7 protein-coding genes are annotated in these 6,159 nt (G+C 73.6%); 3 read left to right on the top strand and 4 right to left on the bottom strand.

Annotated elements, in window-relative coordinates; all coding sequences use genetic code 11:
* The 4 genes from ABZ738_RS25210 to ABZ738_RS25195 form a co-directional block, all read right to left on the bottom strand.
* Positions 1 to 210: biotin carboxylase N-terminal domain-containing protein (locus ABZ738_RS25210; protein ID WP_357216982.1), on the bottom strand; the 210-nt coding region annotated here is incomplete at its 3' end.
* A gap of 11 nt (positions 211 to 221) precedes the next feature.
* On the bottom strand, positions 222 to 962 hold the full coding sequence (accB, locus tag ABZ738_RS25205) for an acetyl-CoA carboxylase biotin carboxyl carrier protein (RefSeq protein WP_357216979.1): 741 nt from the start codon (positions 960 to 962) through the stop codon (positions 222 to 224).
* A complete protein-coding gene (locus ABZ738_RS25200; protein WP_357216976.1) occupies positions 959 to 2,647 on the bottom strand; it encodes an acetyl-CoA carboxylase carboxyltransferase subunit alpha in 1,689 nt (562 codons plus the stop codon). The genes accB and ABZ738_RS25200 overlap by 4 nt, the downstream gene beginning before the upstream one ends.
* A complete protein-coding gene (locus tag ABZ738_RS25195) occupies positions 2,644 to 2,970 on the bottom strand; it encodes a TcmI family type II polyketide cyclase (RefSeq protein WP_131056042.1) in 327 nt (108 codons plus the stop codon). Before ABZ738_RS25195 ends, ABZ738_RS25200 begins: the two co-directional genes overlap by 4 nt.
* A gap of 309 nt (positions 2,971 to 3,279) precedes the next feature.
* On the opposite strand from ABZ738_RS25195, the gene ABZ738_RS25190 reads away from it, so the two are divergent.
* The 3 genes from ABZ738_RS25190 to ABZ738_RS25180 all read left to right on the top strand — a co-directional run bounded on the left by ABZ738_RS25190 (position 3,280) and on the right by ABZ738_RS25180 (position 5,942).
* The gene (locus tag ABZ738_RS25190) at positions 3,280 to 4,086 is read left to right on the top strand and encodes a BTAD domain-containing putative transcriptional regulator (protein ID WP_357216972.1); all 807 of its coding nucleotides are present in this window, start codon (positions 3,280 to 3,282) and stop codon (positions 4,084 to 4,086) included.
* Between the two features lie 144 nt (positions 4,087 to 4,230).
* Complete coding sequence (locus ABZ738_RS25185) at positions 4,231 to 4,578, top strand: TcmI family type II polyketide cyclase (protein ID WP_131056046.1); 348 nt, start codon at positions 4,231 to 4,233, stop codon at positions 4,576 to 4,578.
* A 14-nt stretch (positions 4,579 to 4,592) separates the two neighbouring features.
* On the top strand, positions 4,593 to 5,942 hold the full coding sequence (locus ABZ738_RS25180; protein ID WP_357216968.1) for an NAD(P)/FAD-dependent oxidoreductase: 1,350 nt from the start codon (positions 4,593 to 4,595) through the stop codon (positions 5,940 to 5,942).
* Positions 5,943 to 6,159: the final 217 nt, after the last annotated feature.

Genomic DNA, 6,159 nt, shown 5'->3' with positions numbered 1-6,159 from the left:
CCTTCGTCGGCCCGTCACCGCAGGTGATGGCCGCGCTGGCGGACAAGTCCTCGGCCCGGGCGCTGATGCGCCGCGCCGGGCTGCCGCTGCCGCCGAGTCGGCGTCCGCCGTGGAATAGACCACGGCGGTACGGATGCCCAGTTCACGGCAGGCCCGCAGGATGCGCAGCGCGATCTCGCCCCGGTTGGCGATGAGCACCTTCTCGAACACGGTCCACCACCTCAGGCCGGGTCCAGGGCGACCAGCGGCTGGTCGTACTCCACCGGCTGGCCGTCGGCGACCAGCACCTCGGTCACCCGGCCGGCCCGGTCGGCGGTGATCTCGTTCATCAGCTTCATCGCCTCGACGATGCCGACCACCTGACCGGGCCGGACCAGGTCACCGACGGCCACGAAGGGCGCGGTGCCGGGCTCCGGCGCGCGATAGAAGGTGCCGACCATCGGCGAGCGCACCGCGCTCCGAGAGACCGGCGCAGCGGCTCCGACCGGCTCGGGCGGCCCGGTGGGTGCGGACGACGCGAGGGGTACGGCCGGAGCGGCGGATGCGGTTCGCGGGGCGGGCACCGGGGCGAGCGGATTGGATCCGGCCTCGTGCCGCCACTCCACCTCCAACTCGGCCCCGCCGGCGCACACCCGCAGCCGGCGTAGCGGACCGGGCAGTTCGGCGACGAGCCCGACGACGTGACGCCGCAGGTCGGTGAGCGCCGCCTCGGTGACCACCCCGTTCCGCGTCTCCGGTCCATCCGGGACCGTCGCACCCGCGTCCGGCCGGTCCGGATCCGTCGCGCCGTACGCGTGCGTCGCGGGTGGTGGGCAGGTGGGCGCCGGGACACGGTCCGTCGGGGTGGGCGCCGGCGGTGGCCCGACCGGTGCCGCGACACCGGGCGACGGCACACCCGGCACCGGCGGCCGTACGGTCGGGGCACGGGCGACGGTGGGCGCGGTGCCGCCCGTGGCGCTCACCGGGCACCCGCCCGCAGGCTGCTCCGGGCGGCGCCGAACCGGCGGAACCGGCGTCGGCGGCGCTGCACCAGCGTGGCGACCGGCACCTCCAGCAGCGGCAGCAGGCTCGCCAGCACCGCCTCGCGGACCGCGTGGGCCGTCGCCTCCGGGTCGTCAGCGGCCGAGCCGGATGGTTCCGGCACCACCTCGTCGACGATGCCGAGCCGGACCAGGTCCGGGGCGGTCAGCTTCAGCGCCCGGGCCGCCTGCGGCGCGGCGGTCCGGCCCGGCCAGAGGATCGCCGCGCAGCCCTCCGGACTGATCACCGAGTAGACCGCGTGCTGGAGCATCAGCACCCGGTCGGCGACCGCGAGGGCGAGCGCGCCACCGCTGCCGCCCTCGCCGGTGACCACCGTGACGACCGGGGTGGGCAGCACGCTCATCGTCAGGATGTTCTCCGCGATGGCGGCGGCCTGGCCGTGCTCCTCGGCGGCGACACCGGGATCGGCGCCCGGGGTGTCCACCAGGGTCACCACCGGCAGACCGAGCCGCGCGGCGAGCCGCATCAGCCGCAGCGCCTTGCGGTGCCCGGCCGGGCTGGCCATGCCGAAGTTGCGGGCCACCAGCTCGGCGCTGGTGTGTCCCTTCTGGTGCCCGATCACCATCAGGTGCCGGCCGTCGAGCCGGGCCAGTCCGCCGACCACCGCCGGGCAGTCGCCGCCGAGCCGGTCGCCGTGCAGTTCGGTGAAGCCGTCGAAGGCGCTCTCCAGGTAGTCGAGCGTGGTCGGGCGGGCGGGGTGCCGGGCCAGCCGGACCGTCGCCCAGGCGTCCCGGGTCACCGGCTCCGGGTCCGGCCCCGGATCGGCGGGGCGCGACGACGGGGACGCCACGCCCGGTCGACGACCGCCGGCCGCGGCGGCGAGCAACGTCGTCAGCCGGGCGCGCAGCGCGTGCCGGGGCACCACCATGTCGACCTGGCCGTGCCGCAGCAGGAACTCGGCGGTCTGGAAGCCCTCCGGCAGATCCCGTCCGGTGACCTGCCGGATCACCCGGGGGCCGGCGAAGCCCATCCGGGCGCCGCTCTCGGCGATCACCAGGTCCGTGCAGGTGGCGAACGAGGCGGCCACTCCCCCGTACGTCGGGTCGGTGAGCACGCTGACGGTGAGCAGCCCGGCCTCCCGCAGCGCGGCGATCGCCTGGCTGACGGTGGCCATCTGCATCAGGGACAGGGCGCCCTCCTGCATCCGGGCGCCTCCGGAGGCGGTGACCAGGACCAGCGGGACGCCGGCCGCCAACGCCTCCTCGGCGGTCCGGGTGATCAGTTCGCCGACCGCGCAGCCGAGGCTGCCGCCGAGGAAGCGGAAGTCCATCACGGCGAGCGCGCAGCGGTACCGGCCGACGGTGGCGGTGCCGCAGAGCACGGCCTCGGGAAGCCCGGTGTCGGCGCGGGCGGCGGTGAGCCGGTGCGGGTACGGCAGCACGTCGACGAACCCGATCGGGTCCACCTCGGCCGCGCGGTCCGACAGCGGCTGGAAGGACGCCGGGTCGACCAGTTGGCCTACCCGCTCGGGCGCGGCGAGCCGCGCGTGCCGACCGCACTCGGGGCAGACGTCGAGGTTGCGCCGCAGCCGCTTGCGGTAGAGCAGGGTGGCGCAGCCGCCGCAGCGCGACCAGAGCGTGCCGTCGGCCGGCGCGGTGGCGGTCACGACCGTGGCCCGTCGAAGTGGTAGAAGCAGCGGGCCATCGCGTCGCGCGGGGACCGCCAGGTCGGCAGGTACGGCGAGACGTACGGGCTCAGCCGGGCGCTGACCCGCTGGAACTCGGGGTGGTCCCGGACGGCGGCGACCGCCTCGTCGCCGGGCGACTCGGTCTCCAGCAGGTGCACGTACAGGTCACCGAGCCGGTACAGCGACCGGTGCCGGACACCGACCAGCCGGGGCAGCTCGGTGGTGTCGGACTCGGCGAAGATCTCGGCGACGGTGGCCTCGGCGGTCGGGTCCACCTTCGCGACGATCAGCGTGCGGTCCATGCTGGACCTCCCCCCATGGGCCGGTGGTGACACCACCGGGTGCCCGGACGACTGCGGCCACGATGCGCCGCCACGCGTCACCCGAGCGTCACCGGAACCCCCGCCCCCGAGGACGGTTGGTGACGTTCCGTTGACGCATGCTGTGCCCCACCTGTGTGCCGGCGAACGCCATGATCATCACATGTTCGCAGTTCAGAGCCAGGTTCATGAAGGGGCTTAAGTTACTAAGCCGACATCAGCGTTGACTCAGAGTAACCGCTATTGATAATCTTCACGACGGAACCGACCCGTCCCGCAGGGGGTACCGCCGTGGCCGCCGAACCACCCGCGCCGACCACCGGCGAACACCGGACCGCCGAGGTACGCCTGCACCTGCTGGGCGGTTTCCGGCTCACCCACGACACCGCTCCGGTGGTGGTGCCCCGGGGACTGCAACGGATCATCGCGCTGATCGGGCTGCGACCCGACGCGACCCGCGCCCACCTGGCCGGTCTGCTCTGGCCGGAGGCCGGCGAGGACCGCGCGCTCTCCTCACTGCGCACCGCGCTGTGGCGACTGCGGCAGGACCCGTACTGCCCGTTGACCACCACCGCCGACACCATCCGCCTCGACCCGACGGTCGCCGTGGACGTCGACCGGCTGGTCGAGACCGCCGCCCGGGTACGCGAAGGCCAGGCGCCCGAGGACGCCACCGAGGCGCTCGCCGCCGGGCGGCACGACCTGCTGCCCGGCTGGTACGAGGACTGGGTGCTGACCGACCGGGAACGGCTGCGCCAGCTCCGGCTGCACATGCTGGAACAGGTCGCCGCCCAGCACCTCGCCGCCGGGCGGCACGGCGAGGCGCTGGAGGCGGCGCTGGAGGCGATGGCCGCCGAACCGCTACGCGAGACGCCGCACCGGCTGGTGGTCCGCATCCACCTCGCCGAGGGCAACGCCTTCGAGGCGGTACACGCCTTCTACGTCTACCGCGACCTGCTGCTGCGGGAGCTGCGCCTGGAACCGTCCCCGGCGATGAGCGCGCTGCTCGACGAGACACTGGAACCGATCCGCCGGGCCACCCGGGTACCCGCCGAAACCAGCCACCCCGGCGGCCGTGCCCGGTTCCGGACCCGCTGATCCGCCGGACCGCGCGGGTCGCGTCACCGGCCCGACCGGTCGCGTTGACGGGCAGGTGACAGTCCACCGGAGAGGGTGACATCGGACAGCCGTCCGTGGCCCGGCGCGAGACGTCCGGGCGGGAACACCGGTGAGAGGGGTCCGATGAGCCGTCTAGTGATCGTGAACAGGATCATCCCGGGCGCGGAGGGACGGGTGGCGCAGATATTCGCCGAGTCCGACGCGACCGAACTGCCCAGCCTGACCGGGGTACGCCACCGGTCCCTGTACTGCCTGCACGACCTGTGCGTACACCTGATGGAGACCGACGACGTCGGCACGGACGCCCTCGCAGCGGCCCGCAACCACCCGCTGTACCGCGAGGTCAACGAGCGACTCTCCGCGCACACCTCGCCGTACCTGCCGACCTGGCGCTCCCCCCGTGACGCGATCGCCAGCTGCTTCTACCGCTGGGACGCCGCCGACGTCCCGGCACCCCGCGTGGCCGGCTGACCGGCGGTCGGCTGATGTCCACCCGCACACCGCACGTCCTGGTCATCGGCGCGGGCACCGGCGGTCTCTGTCTGGCGCACGGGCTGCGCCGGGCCGGGATCAGCGTCGCCGTGTACGAGCGGCACCGGACCCGGGCCGACGGGCTGCTCGGCTACCGGGTGGGCATCGGGCCCACCGGCAGCCGGGCGTTGCGCGACTGCCTGCCGCCGGAGCTGTTCCGGATCTACCTGGCCACCTGTGCCCGCTCACCCCGCTACTTCAACGTGCTCACCCAGCGGATGCGGCACACCGCGTCGTTCCCGTTGCGGCCGGACACCGACCCGGTGGACACCGAACGCTCGGTGGCCCGGATGACACTGCGTCAGGTGCTGTTGACCGGGATGGAGGACGTGGTGCACTTCGACCGCACCTTCACCCACTACGACCAGCACGACGACGGCACGGTCACCGCGTACTTCGCCGACGGCACCAGCGCCGTCGGCGACCTGCTGGTGGCGACGGACGGCACGCACTCCGCGGTCCGCCGGCAGTACCTGCCGCACGCCACCGTCCGGGACGCCGGCACCGTGAACATCGCCACCCGGATCCCGCTCACCGCACACACCCGGGGACTGCTGCCGGAGACCGTCCGGCGCGGCATCTCGCTGATCTTCGGGACCGGTGGGGTGATGGGCGTCCTGCACGTGATGGAGTTCAAGTGGGACGGCGACGGGCGACTCAAGCCGGACGTCCCACCCGCCGACGCGGCCCTGCTGGCCGACTGGCCGGGGCTGCGGCACGACCCGACCCGCGACAACATCAACCTGGTGGTGTGGAGCACTGCGCGGCGCTTCCCGGCGGACGTCCTGCGCCGCCGGGGCGGGGAACTGATCCAGGTGGCGCTGGAGTTGACCGCCAACTGGCACCCGACGCTGCGGGAACTGCTGAGTCGCGCCGACCCGGAGAGCGCGCTGCCGATCCGGGTGTCCACGTCGGAGCCGGTGCCGCCCTGGAAGAGCAGCACGGTGACGCTACTCGGTGACGCGATCCACACCATGACGCCGGGCCGGGGCGTCGGCGCCAACACCGCGTTGCGCGACGCCAACCTGCTGCGGCGACACCTGGTCAGCGCCGTGGCCGGCGAGAAGACGCTGGTCCAGGCGGTGGCCGACTACGAGGCGACGATGCTGCCGTACGGCTTCGCCCGGGTCGCCGACTCGTTGAACCGCAGCGGCACCAGCGGGGACGACCGGATGTACAAGCCGGTGTTCGGCCGACTCGCACTGCTCGGCGCGCGCGGGTACTTCCGGGTCACCAGCCGGGTACCGCCGCTGCGGCGCAAGTTCGTCGACGACTTCTACACCTATCGCGGCGAGGAGGACTGATCCGTCCCGACCCGACCCCGGCACGGCCGACCCCGTGCCGGGGTCGCGGTGTACCCACCGTGTCCACACCGTCCGTTCCGCGCCGGACACCTGCGGTGAACCCCGTCCCGCGAGTACGGACTGTTACATGGCCTGCCTGTTGCCCCGGCCCCACGTGTGCGAAGCTGCGGCGAGCTTTTTTCGCGACGATTCGGACGTAGGACTTCAGGGAGGTTTA

Origin of the sequence: Micromonospora sp. NPDC047793, assembly GCF_040642635.1 — a bacterium.
Classification (GTDB): domain Bacteria; phylum Actinomycetota; class Actinomycetes; order Mycobacteriales; family Micromonosporaceae; genus Micromonospora.
Note: the sequence above shows the minus strand (reverse complement) of the source record. Positions and strands in the feature narration are given on the sequence as shown.